We start from the raw sequence: 26,206 nt of genomic DNA on the forward strand, positions 1-26,206 counted from the left end.
CGCCCCGGAGTTTAGTTGGCAAAATGAAGTGGGGGCTTGAGGGCACCCGGATAGGAGAGACTATGTTTGATGCGTTGATGGTGACCAAGGATGAAGAAAGCGGCAAGACCTCTGCGGCGGTGACGCAGATCGACTTGGACCAGTTGCCTGCGGGCGATGTGACGGTCGCGGTCGAGTATTCGACGGTGAACTACAAGGACGGTTTGTGCATCGGGCCGGGCGGCGGTCTGGTGCGGAAGTACCCGCATATTCCCGGCATTGATTTTGCCGGTACGGTCGAGGCGTCGGAGGATGATCGTTACAAGCCCGGTGACAAGGTCGTTTTGACCGGCTGGCGGGTCGGCGAGGCGCATTGGGGCGGATATGCCCAAAAGGCACGGGTCAAGGCCGATTGGCTTGTGCCGCTGCCGGAGGGCCTTGATACCCGTCAGGCGATGGCGGTCGGCACTGCCGGCTTCACCGCGATGTTGGCGGTGATAGCGCTGGAGGATCACGGGCTGAAAGTGGGTCAGGGGCCGGTGCTGGTGACCGGCGCTGCAGGCGGTGTCGGGTCGGTCGCTGTCGCCATTCTGGCGGCCTTGGGTCACGAGGTTGCCGGTGTCACCGGGCGGCCGGAAACAGCGGACTACCTGAAGTCGCTGGGCGCGACGCAGATCGTCGCGCGCGAAGAGATCAACGAGACCGTCAAGCGTCCGTTGGAAGGGGAAACCTGGGCAGGATGCATTGATGCCGTCGGCGGCGAGATGCTGGCGCGGGTCTTGGGGCAGATGAAATACGGTGCATCGGTTGCGGCGGTCGGTCTGGCGGGGGGCGCGAACCTGCCTGCGACCGTCATCCCGTTCTTGTTGCGCGGTGTGAATTTGCTGGGCATCGATTCAGTGATGCAACCCTATGAAAACCGTCTGCGGGCCTGGAAACGTGTGGCATCTGACCTGCCGATGGCCAAGCTTGAGGATATGGTCGTGCCCGCAACGCTCAAGGACCTGCCGCAACTGGGCAAGGACATCCTGAAAGGTCAGGTGCGCGGTCGCGTTGTGGTTGATGTAAACGGCTAGGACTGCGGGCGAACCCTGACACATGAAACCGGCGCGGTGATCCTGCGCCGGTTTTCGCGTCTTGACCTTTGCGTCAACTGGCCCGACGGTTGGGCGATGCTTCCAAGGATTTGATAATGCAGCTAGATATTGATTTTGTCCGCGACCAATTCCCCGCTTTTTCCGAACCCAGCCTGCAAGGTCAGGCATTCTTCGAAAATGCGGGCGGGTCCTATACCTGTAGAGCCGTCATTGACCGGCTGACCCGCTTTTACACCCAGCGCAAGGTGCAGCCCTATGCGCCCTATGGTGCCAGCCAGCTGGGCGGGGCCGAGATGGACGAGGCGCGCGCACGGATGGCCGCGATCCTGGGCGTGGAGGGGGACGAGCTGTCGTTCGGGCCGTCGACCACGCAAAATACCTATGTTCTTGCGCAGGCCTTTCGGCAAAAGCTGCAACCTGGCGACGCGATCATCGTCACCAACCAGGATCACGAGGCCAATACGGGCCCGTGGCGGCGGCTGATCGAAAGCGAGATCGATGTGCGGGAATGGCGGATTGATCCCGAGACGGGGCGGCTTGAGATCAGCGCGCTTGAAGAGTTGCTGGACGACAAGGTGCGGCTGGTGTGTTTTCCGCATTGTTCCAACGTGGTGGGCGAAATCAACCCGGTGGTCGAGATCACGGCGCTTGCCCATGCTGCGGGGGCGTATGTCTGCGTTGACGGCGTCTCCTATGCGCCGCATGGTTTTCCGGATGTGGGCGCGATGGGGCCGGACATCTATCTGTTTTCGGCCTATAAAACCTACGGTCCGCACCAGGGGCTGATGGTGGTCCGGCGTCAGATGGCTGAATTCCTGCCCAATCAGGGGCATCATTTCAACGGATGCACGCTGTATAAACGCTTTACCCCGGCGGGCCCCGATCACGCGCAAGTGGCGGCCTGTGCCGGGATGGCCGATTATGTCGATACGCTTTATGCGCACCATTTTGACGAAGATGTTGAACCGGCGGCACGCGGGAAGGCGGTGCATGACCTGATGCGGACCCATGAGGCCCGGTTGCTCCAGCCTGTGCTGGATGCGCTAAGTGCGCGTAATTCCGTGCGCCTGTTGGGGCCAACAACCGCGCAGGGCCGCGCACCGACCGTGGCCGTCGCCCTGAACCGTCCGGCAGAAACCGTCGCGGCGCAGCTGGCGTGGCATGGCATCATGGCGGGGGGCGGCGATTTTTATGCGGGGCGCGCGCTGAAGGGCATGGGTGTTGACCCTGATGACGGCGTCTTGCGGCTGAGCTTTACGCATTACACCACCAAAGCCGAGGTAGATCAGCTTCTTAACGCTTTGGAAGATGTTCTTTAGCCCTTGAACTTGGAGGGGGTGCGCTACCTTCACCCGGATCCTAAAGAGAAGTTAACAGTGTCCGAAAAATCTGCGATCCTTATGTGGTTCCGTCGTGATCTGCGACTGACCGATCATCCAGCCCTGAGTGCGGCTGCGCAAACAGGCCGACCGGTGATCCCGGTGTTCATCCGTGATGATGCCGTGGCCGGTCTGGGGGCGGCCCCGAAATGGCGTCTTGGCCTTGGGATCGGTGCTTTCGACGATGCATTGCGCGAAAAATCCAGCCGTCTGATCCTGCGCAAGGGTGATGCGCTGGAGGTGTTGCAAGACCTGATCAAGGAAACAGGGGCAGGGGCGGTCTATTGGTCGCGCCTTTATGATCCGCAAGCCACCGCGCGGGACGCTGACATCAAGGAGGCGCTTAAAGGCGCCGACGTCGAGGCGCGCTCTTTCGGCGGGCATTTGATGTTTGAACCCTGGACCGTCGAGACGAAGACAGGCGGGAATTACAAAGTCTATACGCCGTTCTGGAATGCGGTGAAGAACACGGGCGTCGATGCGCCGCTTTCGGCACCGAAAAATCTGACGGCACCGGATACATGGCCGCGCAGCGATGACCTTGCGGAATGGACCATGGGCGGCGCGATGCAGCGTGGCGCGGATGTCGTGCGCCCCTTCGTGCAACTGGGCGAGAAGTCGGCGCAATCGCGGTTGGGCGCATTCATGGCACATGGGGTGGCAGACTATAAGGCGAACCGTGATTTGCCGGGGGTGGATGGCACGTCGAACCTGTCGGAAAACCTGGCGCTTGGGGAAATCAGCCCGCACCAGTGCTGGCACGCGGGACAACGCGCACTGCATGATGGCAAGCAGGGGGCCGAAACGTTCCTGAAAGAACTGGTCTGGCGCGAGTTTGCCTATCATCTGATGCATCATTCGCCGCGCATCCTGACGGATAACTGGCGCGAAGAATGGCAGGCCTTTCCTTGGAACGAAGATGAACGCCTTGCCGAAGTGAAAGCGTGGAAACACGGCCGCACCGGCGAGCCGTTCGTGGATGCCGCCATGCGCGAACTTTACGTCACGGGGCGGATGCACAACCGCGGCCGCATGATCGTGGCGAGTTATCTGACCAAGCATCTGATGTGCCATTGGCGTATCGGCCAGAAATGGTTCGAAGACTGCCTGATAGACTGGGACCCGGCCAGCAACGCGATGGGGTGGCAATGGGCGGCAGGGTCCGGACCGGACGCGACCCCTTATTTCCGCGTGTTCAATCCAGCGACACAGCTGGATAAGTTCGACAAGAACCGTGACTACACCAGCCGTTGGATCGCAGAAGGGCGGGCCAACCCGCATGCGGATGCATTGCGGTTTTTCGACGCAATTCCGAAGCGCTGGAACCTGTCGGCAAGCGACGATTATCCTGACAGGATCGTCGCGCTGGACGAAGGCCGCGAAAGGGCGTTGGAAAACTACAAGAACCGAAACTTTTAACATTTGTGATACGTGGCTGCACGGCATAAAGTTTAAATTCGCGCAGAAGATCCGCGCACAGGAGTCCAGATGATTTTGACCACAACCGAAGGCCAAAAAGGTCTTCCCAGATATTTTGCGCGCGTGTTTGCGACGGCCCAGGCGATGGAAAACGGACGGGTCGATTTTGTCCTGCCTGACGGGCGGCGCTTTCGGGCGACGGGCAAGAACCCGCTGCCAGTGGCCGAACTGCACATTCACAACGATGATCTGTTTGCCCGCCTGATCCGCGAAGGCGACCTGGGCTTCAGTGACGCCTATCTGGACGAATGGTGGAGCACGCCTGACCTGCAAGCCTTCATGGATGTGGCCCATGCCAATGAGGATATCTACGATTCATTTCCGGGTATGGGATTGATCCGAAAATACGAGGCGCTGCGCTTCTGGCTGCAAAGCAACAGCAAAAAACAGGCCGTGAAGAACATCAGCTATCATTATGATCTGGGCAACGATTTCTACAAGCTGTGGCTTGACGAGACGATGACCTATTCAAGTGCCTTGTTCGAAGATGGCGCGCAGCAATCGCTCGAGGCGGCGCAAACCGCGAAATATGCTTCAATGGTCGATCAGATGGGCGTTGTCGCCGGTGATCACGTGCTAGAGATCGGCTGCGGATGGGGCGGGTTTGCTGAATACGCCGCAAAGGAACGCGGGTTGAAAGTGACATGCCTGACCATCAGCAAGGAACAGTTTAACTATGCCAAGGAACGCATTGAAAAGGCTGGTCTTTCCGATATGGTGGAGTTCAAGCTGCAAGATTATCGCGACGAAACCGGCGTCTATGACGGTATTGCCAGCATCGAGATGTTCGAGGCCGTGGGTGAAAAATACTGGCCGTCCTATTTCAACACCGTTCGTGATCGCCTCAAGCCCGGCAAGTCGGCGACATTGCAGATCATCACCGTACCGGACCGCCGCTGGAAGACTTACAAGCGCGGCGTTGATTTCATTCAGAAGTACATCTTTCCGGGGGGCATGCTGGCCAGCCCGGGGGCCTTGCGCGAGCAGGTTGAAAAAGCCGGACTTGCGGTCGTGAAATCCATTGAATTCGGCAAAAGCTACGATCTGACGCTGCGCCGCTGGCACGAAAGCTTTAACGATAAGTGGGAAGAGATTGCCGCGATGGGGTTTGACGAGCGGTTCAAACGGATGTGGAATTTCTATCTGACCTCATGCGCTTCAACCTTTGACAGCGGCAATTGCGATGTGACACAGATTACGGTGACTCGCCCCGTCTAAAGGGCCTCACGTGATCTAAGGAGCCTCGCGATGCCGACTGGTTCAAAGTTTATGGCTGCGTTGTGTTTGTCGGTTCTCGCTTTTGTGTTGTCGTACATGATCATTCCGCTGATGCCTGAAACCACGCAGTTTGGGTATTTTGTACCGATCAACATGGCCCTTGGCGCGCTTGCGGGCTGGACCGTGATGGGCCCGCGTGCGGGCGGCGGCATCGCCAAGGGGATCAGTAACGGCCTTACGGGGGCGTTCGTGCTGATCCTTTGGGGGGTATTCACGCAAGCCATGCTCGAGATGCTGAAACGCGCCTTGCGCAGACAATATGATGGTCTGGGCGAGGCGTTTATTGCTGTGGTCAGCTTTGCCGGAGAGTATCTCCTTATCATGGCCACCGTGCCGATTGCAGTTACGGTTGTCGTCGGGGGCGTTCTCAGCGGTCTCCTGACCAACTGCGCCAAGAAGAGATGGCCATAACCTGATGATATCCCTGTTTTTTTACGGAACGCTGCGGCATCTGCCGCTACTTGAGATTGTGCTTGGCCGTCCCGCGGACGACATCGACGTGACGCCTGATGTCCTGCCAGACCACGCGGTTCTTGCCGTGGCCGAGGGGCCTTTTCCGTGCATTGTGCCGCAGGCCGGTGCGTTTGCCGAAGGGGTGCTGGTCAAAGGGTTGAGCCCGCAGGATATCGAACGGCTGAATTTTTACGAAGGCAGTTTCGCCTATGATCTGCGTGATGTGACGCTGCAAAGCGGCGAAACCGCGCAGGTCTATTTCCCGCAAGAGGGGCTGTGGACCCCGAAAACCGCGTGGGATTTGCAGCAGTGGGAGGCCGATTGGGGCGCGCTTAGCTGTTTTGCTGCCCGCGAGGTCATGGATTATCTTGGCAGGTACAGCGCCGCACAGGTTGCGCGGATGTTCCCGATGATCCGGATGCGCGCGGCCTCAATGGTGAATGCGGCGCAGTCGACACAGGGGCAAGGGACATTGCACGGCAAGGTGGACATCGCCCGCATCAACCGCGTCTACACGAACTACTTTGCGTTGAACGAATATCACCTCAGCCATGAACGCTTTGACGGGTCGATGTCCGACGTGTTGGAGCGCGCGGTGTTTCTGGCCTCGGATGCGGCGCTGGTGCTGCCTTATGATCCGGTGCGCGACCGCGTGATGCTGGTAGAGCAGATGCGCATGGGGCCGGTGGCCCGTGGCGATCGTGCGCTTTGGCAGTTTGAACCCATCGCGGGCCGTGTCGACCCGGGTGAGACACCTGAACAGACCGCCCACAGGGAAAGCATGGAAGAGGCCGGCATCGCGCTGCAATCCCTTGAAAAGGTGGCAGAAGTCTATGCTTCGCCAGGCTGTTCGACCGAATTTTTCTACATCTACATCGGACTTGCCGATCTGCCGGACAGAGCGACGGGCATTGGCGGTCTTGAGACCGAAGATGAAGACATCCGGTCGCATTTGATGTCTTTCGATGCGTTGATGCAGATGGTCGATGCGCTGCAAGCCGCCAATTCGCCGCTGGTGATTGCTGCCTATTGGCTTGCCCGGCACCGCGACCGCTTGAGATTGGGCGCGCCCATCGCTACACCAGAGGCAACTTGATTTAGGAGCATCCCATGCACGTCGCATCTGATCTGGCGCATGCCATCGGCAACACCCCCCTTATCCGTCTGCGCAAGGCGAGCGAAGACACCGGTTGCGAGATTTATGGCAAGGCGGAATTCATGAACCCCGGCCAGTCGGTCAAGGACCGCGCGGCGCTGTTCATCATCCGTGATGCGATCGCCAAGGGCACGCTGAAACCGGGCGGTACAATCGTCGAAGGCACGGCTGGCAACACGGGGATCGGTCTGGCGCTGGTCGGGGCCTCCATGGGGTTCAAGACCGTGATCGTCATTCCCGAGACCCAAAGCCAGGAAAAGAAAGACATGCTGCGCCTTGCCGGGGCGGAGCTGGTGCAGGTGCCTGCTGCACCGTACCGCAACCCCAACAACTTCGTCCGCTATTCCGAGCGGCTGGCCAATGAACTGGCGCGCAGCACCAACGAAGGTGTGATCTGGGCCAACCAGTTTGACAATGTCGCAAACCGTCAGGCCCATATCGAAACCACCGGCCCAGAGATTTGGGAACAGACCGATGGCAAGGTCGACGGCTTTTGCTGTGCCGTCGGGTCAGGCGGGACACTTGCGGGCATCGGCATGGCGCTGCAACCCAAGGGGGTCAAGATCGCCTTGGCTGACCCGGATGGTGCAGCCTTGCACAGCTATTACACCACGGGCGAGCTTGCTGCCGAAGGCAGTTCCATCGCCGAAGGCATCGGTCAGGTGCGGATCACCAAGAACCTTGAAGGCTTCACTCCCGATTTCAGCTATAACGTCCACGACAGCGAGGCGCTGCCGATCATCTTTGACCTGCTGCAACACGAAGGTCTGTGCCTTGGTGCGTCGTCTGGCGTGAATGTGGCTGGTGCGATCCGGTTGGCCCGCGACATGGGACCGGGCCATACCATCGTCACCATTCTGTGCGATTTCGGCACACGCTATCAGTCCAAGCTGTTCAACCCCGATTTCCTGCGCGAAAAAGGCCTGCCGACCCCAAGCTGGCTGGAACGTGCGCCGATGTCGATCCCAGGCGTGTTCGAGGACCAATGATCCGTAAGTTCAGGGCCGTCCTGGCAGGGCTTTTCCTGGCGCTCATTCTGGCCGGGCCGCTGGCCGCCCAAGGCGAAACCAGCCCAACGATCGAGGTGTGGGAAAACGTCGCCACCCGTGCCGAGGCCGTGGTGGACGACGGGTCCGGCACGGATGACGTGTTGGAGAATCTGCGCAAGCGGATTGCTGATTTCCGGTCGGATTTTGATGCGGCGCGCGGTGTAAATGCCGAACGGATCGCAACGCTGCGTGAACAGATTGCCGCACTTTCCCCGCCCCCCGAGGGCGAAAATGCCGAACCCGAAGCGCCCGAGGTTGCACAGACCCGCGCTGACCTGAACCAGCAGTTGAACGCCTTGCTCGCTCCGGTTCAGATCGCCGAACGGGATTATTTGCGCGCGGACGGGCTGATCCGCGAAATCGATCAGATCATCCGCGACCGGCAGACCGAAAAGCTGCTGACCACCACACCGTCGCCCCTGAACCCCGTTCACTGGGCTCCGGCGCTGCGCGAGGTAAAGCAATCCTATGCGGCCATCTGGGTGGACGGGGGCGAGGACAGCAAAGAGCAGCAGTTTGACAAGCTGCGCGCCAACCTGCCGCTGGTCGCTTTCTCAACGGTCCTGGGTCTGCTTTTGCTGTTTCGGGGACGCCGCTGGGCCGTGATGATCGTGAATAGCCTGCGTCGGCATCAGGCCCGCGGACTGGGCATCTGGCGCTTTGTCGTATCGCTTTTGCGAATTCTTTTGCCACTGGGCGGTGTGTTGCTGCTGGTCATTGCTGCCGGCAGAACGGGCTATCTGGGGGTGCGCAGCACCGAAGTCATCAGCTTGCTCCCGATCATCGGAATTCTGACTCTTGGCTTTCGCTGGGTGTCAGAGCGGGTTTTCGCCCGCGAGGATGAAGAAGCCCTGTTGCTGTTGTCGGATGACCAACGGCGCAAGGCGCGTTTCTACGTCAGCGGCATCACCATCGTGATGATCGTGTCGATCGTGACCTCGAAAGTTCTTGAATTCGATACGCCCACGGCGGCCACCCGTGCCGTGGTCGGGTTTCCATTTGCGGTTCTGATCAGCTTTGCACTGTTTCGCATCGGGCAGATTTTGCACAGCTACACGGATGAGCAGGAAGACGATGCTGACGCCGACTTGCCGACGCGCAGTTCCACCCATGCGCGGTTCGTGCGCAGCCTTGGGCTTGGAGCGATGGCGGTGGCGCTTATCAGCCCGTTGCTGTTCGCCTTCGGCTATCAGGACCTTGCCGATGCAATTCTGGGCCCGTATGTGACCACTCTTGTCATCCTGGGCCTTGTCATGGCGCTTCAGCGGTTTTCGGCGGATGTGTACGGTGCGATCACGGGGCAGGGCATCGCGGCGCGCGATGCGCTGTTGCCGGTGTTCTTCGGACTGATCCTGCTGGCGCTGGCGATGCCCGTCCTGGCATTGATCTGGGGCGCGCGCGTTGCGGACCTGACCGAACTTTGGACGGCATTCGCACGTGGCTTTGCCGTTGGCGATACCCGGATTTCGCCCACCAACCTGCTGACTTTCGCGATTATCTTCGCGGTGGGCTATATTCTCACTCGCCTGTTGCAAGGCACGCTGCGCAGCAATGTCCTGCCCAAAACCAAGATCGACATCGGCGGGCAGAATGCCTTGCTGTCGGGGCTGGGATATGTCGGCATTTTCCTTGCCGCGCTGGCAGCGATTACCGGGGCAGGGATCGACCTCAGCTCGCTTGCGATTGTCGCGGGGGCGCTGTCGGTCGGTATCGGTTTCGGTCTGCAAAATATCGTAAGCAACTTTGTCTCGGGCATCATCTTGTTGATTGAACGCCCCATTTCCGAAGGCGACTGGATCGAGGTTGGCGGCAAATCCGGCTATGTGCGCGACATCTCGGTCCGCTCGACCCGGATCGAGACTTTCGACCGCACCGACGTGATTGTGCCCAACGCCGATCTGGTCAGCGGGACCGTCACAAACTTTACCCGCGGCAATACCGTCGGGCGCGTGCTGGTGCCGGTCGGCGTCGCCTATGGCACAGATACAGATAAGGTCGATGCCATCCTGCGCGAGATTGTAGAAGCCCAGCCCATGGTGTTGGCCAATCCCGCGCCGAATGTGTTGTTCCTGAATTTCGGGGCCGATGCGCTTGAATTCGAAATCCGCGCGTTCTTGCGGGATGTGAACTGGATGATGAACGTCAAAAGCGACATCAACCATGCCATCGCCAAGCGTTTCGCCAAGGAAAACATCGAAGTGCCATTCGCCCAGCGCGATATCTGGCTGCGCAATCCCGAAGTGTTGCGGCCGAATTTCCAGCAAACGCCGCCCAACACCCAGACGGCGCAGCCAAAAGATACCCTGACCGTAGAAACAAAGGACAACCTGACGCCGGAGCATACGGATGGTCAGGCCGCAGATAATCCGGACACGACTGCATGACCCGCCAGCTTTACCTTGTAGATGCCTACCACCGCGACGCGCCCGGACGGGTCACAGCCATCACCGAAGAAGGTGGAATCGTGCTGGACAGCACAATTTTCTATCCCACGGGTGGCGGGCAACCGGGCGACAGCGGCTGGCTGATCTGGGATGGCCAGCGCATGCCGATTGCCACGACGGTAAAGGGGCAGGGCGACGCGATCGTGCTGGTGCCTGCCGAACCGTTGCCGCTGCCGGGGATCGGCACCCACGTCACGCAAACCCTCGATTGGGACCGCCGTCACCGGCATATGCGGGTACATACGATGCTGCATCTTCTTTCGGTCGTGGTGCCGTTCGGGGTAACGGGGGGGCAGATATCGGCCCGGCAAGGCCGGCTTGATTTCGACATGCCCGAAGCGCCCGACGACCGGGAAGGCATAGAGACCGCATTGAATAATTTCGTGATGGCCGATTTGCGGGTCAGCGACCGCTGGATCACGCAGGCCGAACTTGATGCCGCGCCTGAGTTGGTCAAGACCATGGCCGTCAAGCCCCCCAAGTCGGCTGAACGCGTGCGTCTGGTGCAGATCGGCGACCAGTCCAGCTGGATCGACCTGCAACCCTGCGGGGGTACCCACATCGCGCGGACCGGTGAAATCGGTGCCTTACGCCTTGGCAAGATTGAGAAAAAGGGCCGCAACAACCGTCGAATCTACGTCCATCTCGACAGCTAGACGCCTTGTTGAAATTGTGGCGTTTTACCCCTTGCACCCGGACCGCCGCTCACGCTAAACACCCGCTTACGGACAGGTGGCCGAGTGGTCGAAGGCGCACGCCTGGAAAGTGTGTAGGCGGGAGACCGTCTCCAGGGTTCGAATCCCTGTCTGTCCGCCATGACCATTTTTCAAGAAAACTTGAAACCTCATATTTTACGCGTACTTACCCCTTCAAAGGGTGTTTTGCGTGCGGTATGGGCCAATCGAACACCCCGAAATTGCTACACAATCTGCTACACGGCAGATCCGTCGCGGGGTGTGTTATGTCTGTGATCAAACGAGGAAATCAGTGGTGCCTGCGCCGCCGCGTGCCTGTGGAGTTTCAGCAGGTCGAATCCCGCTCCGAGGTCTGGATCAGTCTGAAAACGGATTCTCGGCGGCTTGCGTGTGAGAAAGCACCCGCAGTTTGGAACGAACAGGTTGCGGCGTGGAAAGCGCGGTTGTCTGGACATGACGACGATGCGGTAAAGCACTTCGAGGCCGTTCAGGATTTGGCAGCGGCCAAGGGCGTGCGCTACATGCCGCTGGATCAGGTGGTGCAGCTGCCGATCAACACGCTGCTGGAGCGGATTGAAACGATTGCCAATCGTGACCAGAGGCCGGACCTAGTGGAGGCAGCAGCCGTTCTGGGGGCAAAGCAGCCTCCGGCGTTGACTGTCACGCAGGCGCTGGAGACTTATTGGACGCTGGCTAAAGACAAGACCTTTGGCAAGAGCGAGGATCAGAAGCGGCGGTGGGAGAACCCGCGCAAGAAGGCTGTCCGGAATTTTGTGAGCGTCGTGGGCGATAAGCCGATGAACCACATCACTGCCGATGATATGCTGGAGTTTCGGGGCTATTGGCAGGAGCGGATCGAGATCGGTGGTCTTACCGCAAACAGCGCGAACAAGGATTTGATCCACCTCGGCGACATTCTAAAGACCGTGAACAGCATGAAGCGGCTGGGGTTTGTTCTGCCGCTGGATGGCCTCGCGTTCAAAGAGGGTGAGAAATCTGAGCGTCCACCGTTCAGTGATGACTGGATCCGAACAAAGCTCTTGGCTCCGAACGCCCTGATGGGGTTGGATCCGGAGGCGCGGGCCATCTTCCTCGGTATGGTCAATACGGGGTATCGTCCCTCAGAGGCGGCTTGCGCGGCACCGGATCAGTTCTGTTTGGATGCAGACATTCCGCATCTCATTATCAGATCGCGGCCGGGGCGGGCGATTAAGAATAAGAACTCGAAGCGTGTGATTCCGCTGGTCGGGGTCAGCCTTGAGGTCATGCGCGCTTTCCCGAATGGCTTTCCGACCTTCCGTGACAATGATGCAGGCCTGTCCTCCACAGTGAACAAATACCTGCGTGCCAACGGCCTCATGGAGAGCGACGACCATGTCGTATACTCGTTGCGCCATAGTTTTGAGGATCGTCTGTTGCGGGCTGGTGTGGATGACCGTGTGCGCCGCGATTTGATGGGCCACAGCCTGAATCGCGAGCGCTACGGTCAGGGCGGTGGATTGGCATTCAAAGCCGAGATGGTTCAGCGCATCGCGTTTTGATGCTCGGCAGGAAGAAACTGACGAGCACGCTCAATAACGTCGTTCCGTGATCTGATGTCCGCCAGTTCCTGTTCCAGCCGTTCGAAAACCGGAATGTAAACGGCATCCTCCACAACAAGCAGCGCCACGGTCTCCAAAGCTTTGACGATCCTCGCCTCCAACACATCAGCAGCAGGAGGCGCGGAAGCGTGTCTTGCTGTCTGGGGGATATGAGGCGAGGCGTGCTGCAAGCAATAGGTCTCCGGCCGCGCAAACGCGGTACAAAAGGCGAGGATGGGTGAAGGCCGACAAGGCCCGTGGGGTGCCTATTTATAGCACAGGGACGCCGTTCCGATCTCGGGCAAACTTGGGCACGCATGTCGATAATTGTGGAAAACATATCAGGTCAGATCAGCTGAAAACGGTTCCAAGGTGCCCTTGGTTCAGGGTTTCCAAAGGGAGCAACGCGTCCCTTGGTGGGGTTTCGAAAGGGGCAACGCTCCTTCACCGGATCGGGATAACGCAAGTTATGCCGAGTAGGTTGTGTGATCAGACTATCCTTCATTAAGTATATGACAAACATACCTTATTCAGGAAAGGTTTTGAACTTTCATAAAGGGCACGGATGCTTGCCCGATGACAAACACCAAACAAAACACCCCCGAAGATGCTGCCGCAGCCAACCCCAATGCCGTCTCCGTGCGCATTCAACCGAAGGCCATGGCCAAGGCGAAGTTCCAACGGCGTCACGACTTCCGGATTGGCAAGCAGCCTGCCTATGTCGACGAAGACCGTACCGAGCTGAACCGGCACCTGATGGAACTGCGGCCACTGCCGGACATCCAGCGCGAGAACGAGGCCTTGCGCAAGCGCGCAGGCCGGACCCGTAAGATTAAATCTAATGCTGCGGTTGTGACTGTTGGTATCGTGACATTCGGACAACGGGCCCAGGAGGTGTTCAATCGGTTGCCCGTAGAGATGCAGGATCGCGCGTTCCGGGAACTGGCTCAAGAGATTGCAGCGAAGTTAAAGACATCACTGGAAGCGCTGGTGGTGCATCTCGATGAAACGGCGATCCACGCGCATTTTACGATGCGCGCGTACAACGATGACGGAGAGCCCATCAGCAACGCCACCCGCCTTGGCGATATGTCGGCGCTGCAAGATCTGGCAGCGGAAGTGATGCAACGCTACGCGCCGGAGATCGAACGGGGCAAGAAGAAGCAAGCGCGGCTGGAAGCAGGTGCCAAGTATTCGGACACGTTCCATCGGACGGTGAAGCAGTTGCATCAGGACCTGCCGCGAGAGAAGGCGGCGCTGGAGGCAGAGATCGCGACCATGTCCCAAGAGATCAATGAACAGAAGGCATCAGTGGCGAAGACACAAAGACACCTGCAAACGTTGGAGGCGAAGGCGGTGTTGACGGAAAAAGAGATCAAAAGAAAAGAGACGTATAGCAAGCGGTTGGAAAAGAAGCAGGCAGCGATGGCTGCGGACATGGAGCAGCTGGAGGCGCGACGTGTCGCGTTGGAAGCGGCAATGGCGCAGAAGGCAGAGGCCATTGAGGTTGTGCAACAGGCCGTAAGGACGGAACGGCAAGAGGTGCAAGCGCAGATGAATGCGGTGCGTGCCGCCAAAGAAACCTATGAGCGGGGCGCAAAAGCAATCGAGGCCGTTCTGACCGAAGCAGAGAACGAAACGCTCGTTTATGATCCGGACACGGGCAAGACGACGATGCAAGACCCCACGCCATTGAAGGGCACGCCTCAGAAGCTGCGAGCACAGATTGTGAAGCTCGCCAAACGTATCGCCTTCGTGGAAAGCAATCTGTTCGCGCGGATCTTCCGCTTGGACGAACAGATCAGTCGGATCAGAGCGTTTCTGACGCGCAACGACCTCCCGCCTGAGGTGAAGAACGAGGCGCAGGAGATCATAGACGATCCCGCAGGAGAAGAGCCAGGTCTGGGGTAAGTGCCCCTCTGAAAACGAAATGGGCTTGAAACCGACCTCCAGAGCGCTGATAAAAGTGTCATGACATTGATACACACACCAAAGATTACCGCAGCGCCCAAGCTGTAAACCAGGCTGATCGGCCTGGCCGATCAACGTGTGTCCCTACCAAACATTCCCGGATCCGCTCTGCCGATGATGCCGCGAAAGATGGCCCTCAATAGGCATGGACTGATGACACATTACCTCAAAGACTTCACCGAACTCCTCCCTAAACGACCCGACCTCGATGAGCTGAAAGCGGAGCTTCTGCAAACGGCAGAGGACCAAGGCATGGCCGACTTCCTGTGGTCCAGAGCTGTCTCCAAAGAGATGGTCGAACAATGCGTCGAAGAAGAACTCACCAGCATTATGACGGCAAACGTGGCTTCTATCATCGAAGAGCGCGGTTTGATCGCTCCAGACCAGATCGACTTTCTGGGCTTTGTCCATGAAGACCCTGATGCCGCGTTTATCACGGCGGTCAGAGATGCCGTGCAGGTCAGCTTTGTCTACGATGCGGCCCAATACGCGTTCAAAGACCAAGTGCGCCAATATGAGCGGGCGCAAAAGAAGAACGGCCAGCGTGAGGACGTGCAGCAGCTAATCGAGAACCTCGCCACTTCGCACCCCGCCTTGGCAGGCCCACCGACGATGCATGCCCTCGATGAAATGATCGCAGCGCTCCATGCCTCAGCGCCATGGATGTCCGACGTCTCAAAATGGGCTTATAAGGCGCTGCGGACACAATACAGCACTGGAGACACGTGGTTGAACCTACCGCCTGTGATTTTGATCGGCCCGCCCGGCTGCGGGAAGTCGACGTACGCGCGAAAGCTGGCGACTCTGTCCGGTGTGCCCATCCGAGCCCTTGACGCCGCCGCCTCAAACGCGAGCTTCAGCGTCGTGGGCTCTGACCCGGCTTGGAGCAAGGCTCAAGCAGGCATCCCGCTGCAAGAGATCGCAAAGACTGGGATCGCCAACCCTGTCATGATCGTTGATGAAATCGAGAAGGCAGGCACCATGACGGCCAGTGGAGGCTCGCGCGTCTCGCTGCCGGAGGCGCTACTCGGCCTGCTGGAGCCATCGTCGTCCACGGCATGGGAATGCCCCTACACTCGCCGCACTTACAACATGAGCCAGATCAGCTGGATCATGACTGCCAACGAAAGCGATGGCATCCCAGCACCGCTCCTCGACCGCTGCCGCGTGTTCCACATCAGCTATCCTGGGCCAAAGGACCTCGCCGACCTGATTCGCACACAATCTGCAGGTCGGCTCTATGATGAAGTCATGGACTGCTTGATCGCGCGTGTTGAGACGGCGGTAGCAAACGGCCAACCGCCATCGCTGCGGCGCATCCGGCAGTTGATCGATGAAGCCGCTGCAATGGCTCAAGAACCCGTGCTGCATTGATGCACATTGTCGGAGGTTATTTCGAAACATTCGTAGGCAAAATAGTCGTCGAGCGGAAGACGGCGAATTCTGTTGAAAAACTCTTCTTGATTTGAGGGTCTTCGGGTGATTCAATTTCCCCATAAAAGCGGGGGACTGGTCAATGATGGGACCGAAGCAGGAAGCACAGGCGGCGCTGTTTTATGAGTTTTCACTTGAGGATCATGTCCCGCAAGATCACCTATTGCGGTCGATTGATCGGTTTGTCGATTTGAGTGACATTAGGCAATATCTCGCAGAGTTTTACAGTCACACTGGCCGTCCATCGATTGACCCTGAGCTGTTAATCCGCATGCTACTGGTTGGTTATTGCTTTGGCATTCGGTCCGAGCGGCGGCTGTGCGAGGAGATTCATTTGAACTTGGCGTATCGCTGGTTCTGTCGCCTTGATCTGTCAGATCCGATACCAAGCCATTCGACTTTTTCAAAGAACAGACATGGGCGTTTTCGTGAGAGCGCTCTGCTGCGGCATCTGTTTGAGAAGACCGTTGCGCGCTGCATTGCAGACGGTTTGGTGAGTGGCCAGCGCCTCGCAGCGGACGCCAGTCTAATTGAGGCCGACGCCAACAAACAGAACTCCACACCAAAGGAGGACTGGGATCACAGGGCAATTGACCCGAGCGATGCGCCCCGCGCGGTCAAAGAGTATCTGGACGTCCTGGACGATGCGGCATTCGGTGCTGCATCTGAAGTTGAGCCAAAGTTCACGTCCCACTCCGACCCAAGCAGCCAGTGGACTGCAGCCCGAAAAGGCCCTGCGTTCTTTGCCTATTCCACCAATTATCTGATCGATACCGATCACAGTGTCATCGTGGACGTTGAAGCGACCAGATCGATCCGGCAGGCGGAAGTTCGATCTGTGCGCACCATGTTGGATAGGATCAAAGACCGGCATGATCTGGCACCCGAACGTCTCATCGCGGACAGCGCTTATGGATCAGGGCCCATGCTCGGCTGGCTTGTAGATCGCAAAATCAATCCCCATATTCCGGTCCTGGATAAAGCTGGTCGCACCGACGGCACCTGGTCTCGCGCAGATTTTGAATGGGACGCCGAGAACAACCAATACATCTGCCCAGAGGGTGAACCCCTGAAGCAGTTCCGCCGAAACTATTCTGACCCCAACCGTGGGCCCACCGGCAAAGGCGTCGCCAAGTATCAGGCTCTGAAGCATACCTGTCAGGCCTGCCAATCAAAGATGAAATGCTGCCCGAATGCTGATGCCCGCAAGATCACTCGCGAAGAACATGAAGATGCCCGCCAGGTTGCCCGCGACATTGCCAAGACCAAGCAATATGCGATCTCAATGAGGTTGCGAAAGAAGGTCGAGATGCTCTTCGCACACCTCAAACGCATTCTCGGCCTCGGAAGGCTCCGATTACGTGGACCATGCGGTGCAAATGACGAATTCCTACTCGCCGCAACCGCCCAAAACCTCCGCAAACTGGCCAAGATCTTTCCTGCACCGCAGCAAACGCGCAAAGCCTGATAAGAAAGGTGCTTGCTCCCAGTTTGGAGCACCACTTTCTGCACCGGCAACACGGTGTTTTTCCACAGAATCGGCGGATTGCGGCCATTCGCTGCAAGTGCAAGATCTAAAGAGCAGCGCGAAGAATGCGGGCGCTAGGGGCATCAGCCCGTTTTTCTGTTGTGCAAATGCGGCGAATGGCGGCAGTGAGCCCGAGTTGTGGTGTGCCGCAAATCCGTAAGATGTCCGCTGTTCGTCCGAGGGCCGTTGGTCAGTCGATGCTCTCGGTGGGTGGTCATCTGAAATTTAGACCTATTTGATTAAAAGCAACGAAACGCAGAATTGAAGTTCTGCATATGAAACAAGGAATAACTCATGACTTCTTTCGACCTTTCGCGCCGTGGATTGATTCTGGGTGCCGCGGGTGGGGCCGCCCTTCTTGCCGCCGGACGCCCACACCCCCTGCAAGCCGCGGCCCATGCAACGGCACCACTTCCAACCTTCTATGATCGTATGGTCGGCAATCTGCGCGTGACGACATTGCTGGACGGGTATTTCAAGCTCGATCAGAATCTTGTCACGAACCTCGGGGACGAGCAAATCGCGGAAGGAATGAAGGCGGCCTATCTTGACCCCGCGAATCCGATTCCGCTGGCAATCAGTACTCACGTCATTCGCCAAGGAGACCAGGTTAGCTTGATCGATGCTGGTGCTGGCGGTGCCTTTGGACCATCAGCAGGCCGGTTGCTCACATCGCTGGAGTCGCTTGGCGTTGCACCTGAAGACGTGACGCGCATTGTGTTGACCCACATGCACCCGGATCACATCGGGGGATTGATCGGAGATAATGGCCCGGTCTTCCCGAATGCATCGTTGCATGTCAGCGAAACCGATCATGCCTTCTGGACGGACGAGACGATCGCGTCGGGTGCGCCGGAGTCGTCCCAAGGTTTCTTTGCCCTGGCACGTGCTGTCAGCGAGGCCTACACTCAGCGAACTGAAATGTTTGGCGACAATACCGATCTTGGTGGCGGCCTCACCACGTTGGCAATGCCGGGGCATACCCCAGGACACAGTGGGGTCCGTGTGTCGGATGGCTCTGATCAGTTGGTCATATGGGGAGACAGCACAGCTTTGGCGTCGCTGCAGTTTAGCCACCCTGATGCCGGTATCGCCTTTGACGCAGATGGCGTGCAGGCCGCCGAGACGCGCCGCCGCGTCTTGGATATGGTGGTTGCCGACAAGATCGCCGTTGCGGGCACCCATTTGCCGTTCCCTGGTATCGGTCATGTCGAAGAAAAAGACGGGGCCTTCGCTTGGGTTCCAGAAGAATGGCAGCACATATAAAGCAGTCGTCCCGCCAAGCTGAGAGTTGGTCGCGGATTTTCGGACCGGTTGTTACACTTAGGTAGCTAGTAAAGCACCTAGACGAAGATGACGAACCGGACACGCTACGCGTGCTGAATGGCGCTGTCGGACCAATTCCAATTTGTCCGACAGCGCTACCAGGGCGACATCATGCTGACAACCCGCGCGATTGGTTCCGAAGGGTTCGGGCACGAGAAAATGCCCTGTCAGAGATGTCAGATTTTTCAAATTCACGAAAACAAGGCAGCACATTGCGCCGCCTCTCTTTGATCCAGCCTGGATTTTCGTCATCCCGTCGGACCTCAATGAGGTGTAGAGAGCCGTGCCTGGGATCTTGTCATCGCCATGATCTTTTCTTTTTGAGCCGGTTCCATATTGGCGAGGAAATCATTGGCATTGTCATTGCCGAAGCGGACAATCGAATTGGTGACGCGAACCGCAGCTTCGTCCGCAGAACGTGAGTTCACTACCCCGGAGTGTTGAATGTCATTGAGAACTGACCCGGTAGCCCCATAAATTGTCACTGAGAATTGACCCATGTGAACACATTGCCCTGACGGTTTTGTTCAGGGAGACATGGAGTGATCGACATGGGATTTTTGAGTGTTATTCGACGCTGGGCATTGCGTGACAAAATGCCGATACGAGAGATTGCGCGGCGCACTGGGTTGTCTCGCAACACCATCCGGAAGTACCTGCGTGAAGGCGCGGCCGAACCGACGTTCAAAACGCCGTCGCGTGCAAGCAAGCTGGATCCTTACGCGGATCGGTTGTCGGCGTGGCTTTTGGCCCAGACGCGGAAGTCTCGCAAAGAGCGGCGCAACGTTAAGCTGATGTATGAAGATCTGGTTAAGCTCGGGTACGATGGATCCTATGAGCGCGTCGCAGCCTTTGCGCGCGCGTGGCGTGCTGATCGACACCGTGCAGAGCAAACAACAGGGCGCGAGACGTTTGTGCCTTTGGTGTTCCAGCCCGGTGAAGCGTTCCAATTTGATTGGAGCGAAGACTGGGCCACGATTGGTGGCGAACGTGTCAAACTGCAAGTTGCACACACCAAGCTGTCGCACAGCCGCGCCTTTATTGTGCGGGCCTATCCTTTGCAGACACATGAGATGTTGTTCGATGCACACTGGCACGCCTTCCGCGTGTTCGGCGGTGTTCCCGGGCGTGGGATCTACGACAACATGAAAACGGCGGTCGACCGTGTTGGTCGTGGCAAGCAGCGCGATGTCAACGCACGCTTCAAAGCGATGGCCAGCCATTACGTCTTTGAACCTGAGTTCTGCAATCCAGCAGCGGGTTGGGAGAAGGGCCAGGTTGAGAAGAACGTCCGGGATGCCCGGAACCGGTTGTGGCAGGTCATGCCTGTCTTCAAGGATCTGAGCGAACTGAACCAATGGCTTGAGGATCGCTGCATCGCGCTTTGGTCAGAGACGGCGCATCGAGAGTTGTCTGGTTCAATCGCTGATGTTTGGGAGGCCGAGAAGCCTGTGCTGATGGTTCTGCCCCCAGCCTTTGACGGGTTTGTCGAACACAGCAAGCGCGTGTCACCAACATGCTTGATCACTTTCGAGCGCAACCGGTACAGCGTGCCTGCCAGTTTTGCGAACCGGCCTGTTAGCCTTCGTGTTTACCCAGAGCGTTTGGTCATTGTCGCAGAAGGGCAAACCGTCTGCATACATGAGCGCATCATTGATCGGTCCCACCGCAAGCCCGGCAAAGTCATCTATGATTGGCGCCATTATCTGGCGGTCATCCAGCGCAAACCGGGGGCCCTGCGCAATGGTGCGCCGTTTACAGAGATGCCCGACATATTCCGCCAGCTGCAGGATCACATGTTGCGCAAAGAAGGCGGAGATCGCGAGATGGTTGATATCCTGTCCTTGGTTCTACACCACGACGAAAGCGCTGTGCTGCGTGCAGTTGAGCTGGCGCTAGAATCTGGGGTGCCAACCAAGACGCATATCCTGAACCTGCTGCACAGGCTGATAGACCCAAAGCAAACAGATCACCCAGAGATCGATCCACCAGATGCCTTGGCTTTAGAAACGGCACCGAAGGCAAACGTGGACCGCTATGACGATCTGAGACAGGCCGGAGGAAAGCGCAATGCGTCATGATCCTGCAGGGGCTTCCATTATCATCATGCTGCGCAGTCTCAAACTGCACGGCATGGCGCATGCGGTCGATGACCTGGTCACACAAGGTGTTCCGGCGTTTGAGGCGGCCACCCCAATGTTGTCCCAACTTCTCAAGGCGGAAATGGCGGAACGAGAAGTGAGATCCATTGCTTACCACACGAAGGTGGCGCGCTTCCCATCCTACAAGGACCTCGCGGGTTTTGACTTCGCCTCAAGCGACATCAACGAAGCCACCGTCCGGCAACTCCATCGTGGCGAGTTCATAGAAAATGCGGAAAACGTCGTTCTGATTGGCGGACCTGGCACCGGCAAAAGCCATGTCGCCACGGCTATCGGCGTGCAGGCAATCGAGCACCACAGACGCAAAGTGCGTTTCTATTCCACCGTCGAATTGGTCAACGCGTTGGAGCAAGAAAAGGCCCTCGGAAAGGCTGGCAAGATGGCTGAGATGCTCACCAAAATCGACTTAGTCATCCTTGACGAGCTTGGCTACCTGCCGTTCAGCCCGTCCGGCGGCGCTCTGCTGTTCCACCTTCTGAGCAAACTCTATGAGCGCACCAGCGTCGTCATCACGACCAACCTCAGCTTCAGTGAGTGGGCGCAGGTCTTCGGCGATGCAAAGATGACAACAGCACTCCTCGACCGGCTCACCCACCGCTGCCACATCCTTGAGACTGGAAACGACAGCTATCGCTTCAAAGCCAGTTCAGAGGCAGCAAAGAAAACCACAGAGGAGGCCACCACATTGACCAAAGCATAGCCGCCGATACATAACTAAGAGCGGGTCAAATCTCGGTGACAATACCGGGTCAGTTCTCAATGACATTCAACAATTCCGATTAACCAAGTCTCAGAAATTTCTTTGCCGCAAAATATTCGGTCCGAAATTATTCCTAACCCCAGACGAAGGGGCCGACAGGAAGCCCGCGGGACCTGTGAAATTTCAATGTAACCGAAGGACCATACCATGAACACCCCAAAGAAAATGAACACCGAAACTGCAATCGCTGCCGCTCAGGCTGCCCGTGCGGAAAAGGAGGCCTTGGCGGCAGAAAACGCGCGCAAGGCGGAGGATGCGAGAAAGACGTTGCTCGCCACCGACTCCGGCTTTCGTGCCTATGATCGGTTCCTGAATATGACGGGAAAGCGGGCGGTCAAGTCCAACGAAATCACCAAGGCGACGCTGAAGGCCATGGGGGAGAACCTGCACCATTGGCTCGAACATCAGCCGGAGGATCTCTGTGCTGAGGTCTTCACGGCCATGGAGTTCGGCGCCACGCAGGCCGATGCAAAGCGCATTGCCAAGCACCCGCTGCGCCCTGCGATCGTGACTGAAATGGTCGCGATCAAAGCGGCGGAAGCCAAGGCGGCAAAAGAAGCCCAAGCGCTTGCTGACGCAGCCGAGGCGGCACGAAAGGCCGATGACAACGACACGCCCGAAGACGCTTGATCCGACCTTACGCTCCTCACGTGCCGATAAACGGTGCGTGAGGGGCGACAAACACCCGACACCTACGACGCTAAGATCATTCAATTTCTCAATTTCAGATCACACCGATTTAAAGCTTTCTTCACGTTCTCCGAGCCAAGTTCAACACGGGAACAAAGCAGGTCTTTCGTAAGCATCTTTTCCGGAGAAACCAGTCGCGTTCAAGCGGTGGTCCGGTGCGGAGACCGAAATGCCGACAGCACACGATGCGCGGGAGCATGCCTCTCGCACATGTCGGAGCACCACTTCTCAGGATTGCTCCGGCAATGCTCGCCAGGCAGAGATCCGGCGGATCTCCGATGCAAGGGACCGGGTTGCCGATCTCGTTGCATCCGAACAGTTCTGGCTGATCCCAATCTTCGAACGTCTCGAAGATGAACTCGAACGGCTCGTCGGGCAGGAAGACGCAATCTCCCGCGCCCGACGCATCGCCGAAGAAAACGCCGCCCGGAAACGGGCGGCGTAACTCTTTGGGGACGGGAAGAAGACAGACATGAAGGGCTACACAGAACCGCGTGAGGCAAGAGCGGCACGGTGCGCTCAAGTCCGGAACGCGCTTATAGTGCGTTTTGGACAGGCGCGGTGAAGGGCTCCACCGGACGTACGTTCAACACGCGGCGAACGGCAGAAAAGAGCCCAAACTACCGAATGCTGCGGTCCATATCGATGTCCGTAAAGCCGACCGAAACCGTCATTCAGAGGGCTTGGTGAGTTTGTCCCGTGATGGAATGGAACGATTGATATTTGAGCCCAAAGGTTTGATGGGCTTCGTGTGCACCATGTGTGCGATAAGACCTCGCCGCCACGCGCGTCATTTCGGGCGCGTGGCTACCCCTGCTTCGCGACCGGCCTGCATCCTGAGAAGCTTGCCTCTAAGTACAGGTGGATTGCCTTGGGGGCGGGCGATGCCCGGCCTGAGCCCATGGCACCTGACACTCATTCCCGCCAGTCATTGTGCGAGTGAAGAAGGTCCGGTATAGGCATCTGCGCAATGATACCCACCAACTGGGTGATGCGCATTTTAGAGGAATGGAGCCGAACCAGGATTCTACGAAATCCCGATGATCGGTTTGCAGTACTGGGTCGCTCAAAAACGATGTGTGTTCTGAAGGCATGAACGTCGCGTTTCGTTTCGGCTTTGCGGATCAGCAGGGGCACAAGAACACAAACTTACCTTTCAACGCCGTTTATGCGATCCGCAAGATCGCGTGACAGATTACCTGGCTGAGAGATGCGTTACCCACTCCCTATTGACGGAACACCATCGAATTTCAGAGACTAAGCGCCGCAACTTTACTTTTTTTCAAACTTCGCGACAGGACTGGTTCTGGCTCGGATGTTTCAAGGCAGGAATGACGGGCCCGGTGCTTCTCTTGCATCGACTGAAAATCGGACTGAGCTGGAGGGGCAGGTGCCGCTATCCACGATCGACATTGCTGACGGCTGGACCGAGCGTCTTCAAGACGGGGCGGCTGCGGGCGTCGGAACGCGCGAGGCGTGGATGCAGAGCCCGTGTTTCGGAGCGACAGCCGCTGATCTGATGAACGGGCGTAGGGCTCAATGAGCGTCAGACGTGTCCTTTGCCAAAAAGCGGGTTTCAGTCTGTGGCTTGCGGCGGTATTGATCGCTCTGCCAAATTGGGCTTCCGCGGCAGATCTCTTCAGTCCGATCGGTCCGGTTATGGACGATCAGTCAACACACTTCCTGCGCTCGGCTCTGATTGCACTGGTGGCGGTTTTGCCCGCAATCATCGCATTGCCGATCCTTCTCTGGCGCTATCGGTATGGGGGTGCTGCACGCTACGCGCCCGACTGGGAGTTCAACAAGTGGTACGAAGGTGCGATCTGGGGTGTCCCGGTGCTTGTGATCTGTGTGCTGGCGTTCTGGCTGACTCAGTCCACGTACAAATTCGATCCCTACACACCCTTGGGGGAGGATCCGCTTGAGATCAATCTCGTCGGCCTCGATTATCGGTATCTGGCGCTCTACCCGGATCAACGTGTCGCGGCACTGGATCAGATCGTGATCCCGGTCGGGCGGCCCGTCACCTTCCGGCTGACCACGGACACGGTGATGCAGAGTTTTCTTCCCAATGGGTTCGCTGGCCAGATCTACGCGATGCCCGGTATGATCACGAAGTTGAACCTCGCCGCCAATCGCGAAGGCGAGGGCCTGGCAACCCAGACCCAGTTCAACGGCTACGGTTTCGCGAACATGCGGGTGCCCATGCGGGCGGTATCGGAGGCAGCATTCGAGGCGTGGGTCGATGGCGCGAAGGGCGATCCGCTGGACGCGCCCGGCTATGCAAGGTTGGTTGTCGCGGGAGCCAGTGCTCAGGAATACCATCAAAGCACGCCAGAACTTCGGCCCTTGGGCGACACATGCCTCTTTGACCGCGTGGTTGCCCGCTATCACCAAGGCACCGCCGTTCCGCCAGAGGCGCAGCCCGGCAGCACAGTCTACGATCCGGCAAAGGGAGCCTTGCCCAGCGGGGACTGCGACACGTTGCTGTCGCAAAGCGTTTTCGGAATGCGCCGGATGATGATGACACAAGACGACAACCCCAGCAGGTCTGGCCAGTAAATGCGGCGCGATATGGATTATTTTCTTTTCGGGCGTCTCGGTTGGGACGATATTGCGATCTTCGACGTCTTTCGCGACCCCACGGTCAGCAACATCGTCGGCAGTTCCGCCGGCTGGCTGGCTGTGATCGGCGGGGTGGTTGTTGCTGCATTGCTGCTGATCAAAGGCTGGTGGCGGCCGCTGCTGTTTGAGTGGCTCAACACCACCGATCACAAGAAAATCGGGATCATGTATATCGTCGTGGGTCTTGTGATGTTCGCCCGTGGCGTCGCCGAAGGCGTCGTGATGCGCACGCAATACGTAACCGCGTTCGAGGGGGGCTATTTGACGGCCGACCACTTCTCCGAGCTTTTCTCGACCCACGGCACGATCATGATCTTCTTTGCGTTGATGCCCTTGCTGATCGGATTCATGAACCTGCTGGTGCCGCTGATGATCGGCGCGCGCGATGTGGCGTTTCCACGGCTCAACCAGATCAGTCTCGGCTTCACCATCGTGGGCGCGATGCTGCTGATGATCAGCCTCGTGATAGGGCAATTCGCCACCGGCGGCTGGACAGGTTATCCGCCCTATACCGGCGTCGCCTTTCAGCCCGGAACGGGGCCGGATTACTGGATCTGGTCGCTGGGCCTTTCAGGGATCGGGTCGCTCCTGACGGGCATCAACTTTGCCGTGACCATCTACAAGATGCGCTGCCCCGGCATGACGTATTTTCGCATGCCGATCTTTGTCTGGACGGCGCTTTGCACGTCAATCCTTTTGATCTTTGCGCTGCCACCACTGACCGCCGTGGTCATCATGCAAGCGCTGGACCGCTACCTCGATTTTCACTTCTTTACCAACGACCTCGGCGGGAACATGATGAATTTCGCCAACCTGTTCTGGATGTTCGGGCACCCGGAGGTCTACATCCTGATCCTGCCCGCCTTTGGCCTTTATTCGGAGTTCACGGCGATTTTTGCGGGCAAGCGGATTTACGGATATACCTCGCTGGTGATCGCCACCATGGCGATTGCGGTGCTGTCCTTTACCGTCTGGCTGCACCACTTCTTCACCATGGGGCAAAGCCCGACGATCAACGTGGCCTTCGGCATCGCCACCATGCTGATCGCCATTCCGACGGGCGTGAAGGTCTATGTCTGGATTGCCACGCTTTGGGGCGGGCGGATCCGTATGCGCACCCC

23 protein-coding genes and 1 tRNA gene are annotated in these 26,206 nt (G+C 58.0%); 22 read left to right on the forward strand and 2 right to left on the reverse strand.

Features of this window, described 5'->3' with window-relative positions:
- Positions 1-62: 62 nt before the first annotated feature.
- The 11 genes from acuI to RGAI101_RS02560 all read left to right on the forward strand — a co-directional run bounded on the left by acuI (position 63) and on the right by RGAI101_RS02560 (position 12,550).
- Positions 63-1,055: an acryloyl-CoA reductase gene (acuI, locus tag RGAI101_RS02510; protein ID WP_008227168.1), complete on the forward strand. Its 993-nt coding sequence runs from the start codon at positions 63-65 to the stop codon at positions 1,053-1,055.
- Positions 1,056-1,171: 116 nt separating this feature from the next.
- Positions 1,172-2,395, forward strand: a complete 1,224-nt coding sequence (locus tag RGAI101_RS02515; protein WP_037227165.1) for an aminotransferase class V-fold PLP-dependent enzyme — start codon at positions 1,172-1,174, stop codon at positions 2,393-2,395.
- A gap of 57 nt (positions 2,396-2,452) precedes the next feature.
- Positions 2,453-3,874: a cryptochrome/photolyase family protein gene (locus tag RGAI101_RS02520; protein WP_083791992.1), complete on the forward strand. Its 1,422-nt coding sequence runs from the start codon at positions 2,453-2,455 to the stop codon at positions 3,872-3,874.
- Between the two features lie 69 nt (positions 3,875-3,943).
- Entirely contained in the window at positions 3,944-5,152 is a 1,209-nt protein-coding gene (locus RGAI101_RS02525) for an SAM-dependent methyltransferase (RefSeq protein WP_008226383.1), read from the forward strand.
- 30 nt (positions 5,153-5,182) lie between these two features.
- The gene (locus tag RGAI101_RS02530; RefSeq protein WP_037227168.1) at positions 5,183-5,623 is read left to right on the forward strand and encodes a TrgA family protein; all 441 of its coding nucleotides are present in this window, start codon (positions 5,183-5,185) and stop codon (positions 5,621-5,623) included.
- 4 nt (positions 5,624-5,627) lie between these two features.
- Positions 5,628-6,761, forward strand: a complete 1,134-nt coding sequence (locus RGAI101_RS02535; RefSeq protein WP_008225100.1) for an NUDIX domain-containing protein — start codon at positions 5,628-5,630, stop codon at positions 6,759-6,761.
- A 14-nt stretch (positions 6,762-6,775) separates the two neighbouring features.
- Positions 6,776-7,810 (forward strand): cysteine synthase A, encoded by a 1,035-nt coding sequence (locus tag RGAI101_RS02540; protein WP_008226359.1) that lies wholly within the window; start codon positions 6,776-6,778, stop codon positions 7,808-7,810.
- Positions 7,807-10,254 (forward strand): DUF3772 domain-containing protein, encoded by a 2,448-nt coding sequence (locus RGAI101_RS02545; RefSeq protein WP_008228192.1) that lies wholly within the window; start codon positions 7,807-7,809, stop codon positions 10,252-10,254. The genes RGAI101_RS02540 and RGAI101_RS02545 overlap by 4 nt, the downstream gene beginning before the upstream one ends.
- Positions 10,251-10,970, forward strand: coding sequence for an alanyl-tRNA editing protein (locus RGAI101_RS02550; RefSeq protein ID WP_008228688.1), 720 nt, complete (start codon positions 10,251-10,253; stop codon positions 10,968-10,970). The genes RGAI101_RS02545 and RGAI101_RS02550 overlap by 4 nt, the downstream gene beginning before the upstream one ends.
- Before the next feature lie 70 nt (positions 10,971-11,040).
- A tRNA-Ser gene (locus RGAI101_RS02555) sits at positions 11,041-11,130 on the forward strand.
- A gap of 145 nt (positions 11,131-11,275) precedes the next feature.
- Positions 11,276-12,550, forward strand: coding sequence for a DUF6538 domain-containing protein (locus RGAI101_RS02560; RefSeq protein WP_008227331.1), 1,275 nt, complete (start codon positions 11,276-11,278; stop codon positions 12,548-12,550).
- On the opposite strand, the gene RGAI101_RS02565 is transcribed toward RGAI101_RS02560, so the two are convergent.
- On the reverse strand, positions 12,532-12,780 hold the full coding sequence (locus tag RGAI101_RS02565; protein ID WP_157044612.1) for a hypothetical protein: 249 nt from the start codon (positions 12,778-12,780) through the stop codon (positions 12,532-12,534). The two genes, RGAI101_RS02560 and RGAI101_RS02565, sit on opposite strands and share 19 nt — an antisense overlap.
- Positions 12,781-13,165: 385 nt before the next feature.
- Between RGAI101_RS02565 and RGAI101_RS02570 the strand changes: the two genes are divergently transcribed.
- From RGAI101_RS02570 to RGAI101_RS02585, 4 genes are all read left to right on the forward strand, one after another.
- Positions 13,166-14,500, forward strand: a complete 1,335-nt coding sequence (locus tag RGAI101_RS02570) for a plasmid recombination protein (RefSeq protein ID WP_008229058.1) — start codon at positions 13,166-13,168, stop codon at positions 14,498-14,500.
- A 213-nt stretch (positions 14,501-14,713) separates the two neighbouring features.
- Complete coding sequence (locus RGAI101_RS21165) at positions 14,714-15,934, forward strand: AAA family ATPase (RefSeq protein WP_008229172.1); 1,221 nt, start codon at positions 14,714-14,716, stop codon at positions 15,932-15,934.
- Between the two features lie 142 nt (positions 15,935-16,076).
- Positions 16,077-17,462, forward strand: a complete 1,386-nt coding sequence (locus RGAI101_RS02580) for an IS1182 family transposase (protein ID WP_008225512.1) — start codon at positions 16,077-16,079, stop codon at positions 17,460-17,462.
- A gap of 354 nt (positions 17,463-17,816) precedes the next feature.
- A complete protein-coding gene (locus RGAI101_RS02585) occupies positions 17,817-18,788 on the forward strand; it encodes an MBL fold metallo-hydrolase (protein ID WP_037227177.1) in 972 nt (323 codons plus the stop codon).
- Between the two features lie 323 nt (positions 18,789-19,111).
- Here RGAI101_RS02585 and RGAI101_RS21845 read toward each other — a convergent pair whose 3' ends face one another.
- Positions 19,112-19,348, reverse strand: coding sequence for a hypothetical protein (locus RGAI101_RS21845; protein WP_198133667.1), 237 nt, complete (start codon positions 19,346-19,348; stop codon positions 19,112-19,114).
- Positions 19,349-19,399: 51 nt separating this feature from the next.
- Here RGAI101_RS21845 and istA point away from each other — a divergent pair, with 51 nt between their 5' ends.
- The 7 genes from istA to RGAI101_RS22305 form a co-directional block, all read left to right on the forward strand.
- Positions 19,400-20,929, forward strand: a complete 1,530-nt coding sequence (istA, locus tag RGAI101_RS02590; RefSeq protein WP_037227179.1) for an IS21 family transposase — start codon at positions 19,400-19,402, stop codon at positions 20,927-20,929.
- Positions 20,919-21,710 (forward strand): IS21-like element helper ATPase IstB, encoded by a 792-nt coding sequence (gene istB, locus RGAI101_RS02595; RefSeq protein WP_008225252.1) that lies wholly within the window; start codon positions 20,919-20,921, stop codon positions 21,708-21,710. Before istA ends, istB begins: the two co-directional genes overlap by 11 nt.
- A gap of 225 nt (positions 21,711-21,935) precedes the next feature.
- Positions 21,936-22,400 carry a hypothetical protein gene (locus RGAI101_RS02600; RefSeq protein ID WP_198133668.1) on the forward strand — a complete coding sequence of 155 codons (465 nt, stop codon included), beginning with the start codon at positions 21,936-21,938 and terminating at the stop codon, positions 22,398-22,400.
- Positions 22,401-22,629: 229 nt separating this feature from the next.
- Entirely contained in the window at positions 22,630-22,905 is a 276-nt protein-coding gene (locus tag RGAI101_RS02605; protein WP_037227187.1) for a hypothetical protein, read from the forward strand.
- Positions 22,906-23,850: 945 nt separating this feature from the next.
- Entirely contained in the window at positions 23,851-24,003 is a 153-nt protein-coding gene (locus tag RGAI101_RS02610; protein WP_157044614.1) for a hypothetical protein, read from the forward strand.
- Positions 24,004-24,119: 116 nt separating this feature from the next.
- Positions 24,120-25,022, forward strand: coding sequence for a cytochrome c oxidase subunit II (locus tag RGAI101_RS22070; RefSeq protein WP_198133669.1), 903 nt, complete (start codon positions 24,120-24,122; stop codon positions 25,020-25,022).
- A gap of 12 nt (positions 25,023-25,034) precedes the next feature.
- On the forward strand, positions 25,035-26,206 hold a 1,172-nt coding region (locus RGAI101_RS22305), incomplete at its 3' end, for a cbb3-type cytochrome c oxidase subunit I (protein WP_037228912.1).

It is taken from the genome of Roseobacter sp. GAI101, from assembly GCF_000156335.1.
Lineage (GTDB): Bacteria > Pseudomonadota > Alphaproteobacteria > Rhodobacterales > Rhodobacteraceae > Sulfitobacter.

Bases quoted from the DNA above. Each gene is read 5' to 3' on its own strand.
- acuI (WP_008227168.1), top strand. From the start codon at position 63: ATGTTTGATGCGTTGATGGTGACCAAGGATGAAGAAAGCGGCAAGACC.
- RGAI101_RS02515 (WP_037227165.1), top strand. From the start codon at position 1,172: ATGCAGCTAGATATTGATTTTGTCCGCGACCAATTCCCCGCTTTTTCC.
- RGAI101_RS02525 (WP_008226383.1), top strand. From the start codon at position 3,944: ATGATTTTGACCACAACCGAAGGCCAAAAAGGTCTTCCCAGATATTTT.
- RGAI101_RS02530 (WP_037227168.1), top strand. From the start codon at position 5,183: ATGCCGACTGGTTCAAAGTTTATGGCTGCGTTGTGTTTGTCGGTTCTC.
- RGAI101_RS02535 (WP_008225100.1), top strand. From the start codon at position 5,628: ATGATATCCCTGTTTTTTTACGGAACGCTGCGGCATCTGCCGCTACTT.
- RGAI101_RS02540 (WP_008226359.1), top strand. From the start codon at position 6,776: ATGCACGTCGCATCTGATCTGGCGCATGCCATCGGCAACACCCCCCTT.
- RGAI101_RS02545 (WP_008228192.1), top strand. From the start codon at position 7,807: ATGATCCGTAAGTTCAGGGCCGTCCTGGCAGGGCTTTTCCTGGCGCTC.
- RGAI101_RS02550 (WP_008228688.1), top strand. From the start codon at position 10,251: ATGACCCGCCAGCTTTACCTTGTAGATGCCTACCACCGCGACGCGCCC.
- RGAI101_RS02560 (WP_008227331.1), top strand. From the start codon at position 11,276: ATGTCTGTGATCAAACGAGGAAATCAGTGGTGCCTGCGCCGCCGCGTG.
- RGAI101_RS02570 (WP_008229058.1), top strand. From the start codon at position 13,166: ATGACAAACACCAAACAAAACACCCCCGAAGATGCTGCCGCAGCCAAC.
- RGAI101_RS21165 (WP_008229172.1), top strand. From the start codon at position 14,714: ATGACACATTACCTCAAAGACTTCACCGAACTCCTCCCTAAACGACCC.
- RGAI101_RS02580 (WP_008225512.1), top strand. From the start codon at position 16,077: ATGATGGGACCGAAGCAGGAAGCACAGGCGGCGCTGTTTTATGAGTTT.
- RGAI101_RS02585 (WP_037227177.1), top strand. From the start codon at position 17,817: ATGACTTCTTTCGACCTTTCGCGCCGTGGATTGATTCTGGGTGCCGCG.
- RGAI101_RS21845 (WP_198133667.1), bottom strand. From the start codon at position 19,348: ATGGGTCAATTCTCAGTGACAATTTATGGGGCTACCGGGTCAGTTCTC.
- istA (WP_037227179.1), top strand. From the start codon at position 19,400: ATGGGATTTTTGAGTGTTATTCGACGCTGGGCATTGCGTGACAAAATG.
- istB (WP_008225252.1), top strand. From the start codon at position 20,919: ATGCGTCATGATCCTGCAGGGGCTTCCATTATCATCATGCTGCGCAGT.
- RGAI101_RS02600 (WP_198133668.1), top strand. From the start codon at position 21,936: ATGAACACCGAAACTGCAATCGCTGCCGCTCAGGCTGCCCGTGCGGAA.
- RGAI101_RS02605 (WP_037227187.1), top strand. From the start codon at position 22,630: ATGCCGACAGCACACGATGCGCGGGAGCATGCCTCTCGCACATGTCGG.
- RGAI101_RS22070 (WP_198133669.1), top strand. From the start codon at position 24,120: ATGGACGATCAGTCAACACACTTCCTGCGCTCGGCTCTGATTGCACTG.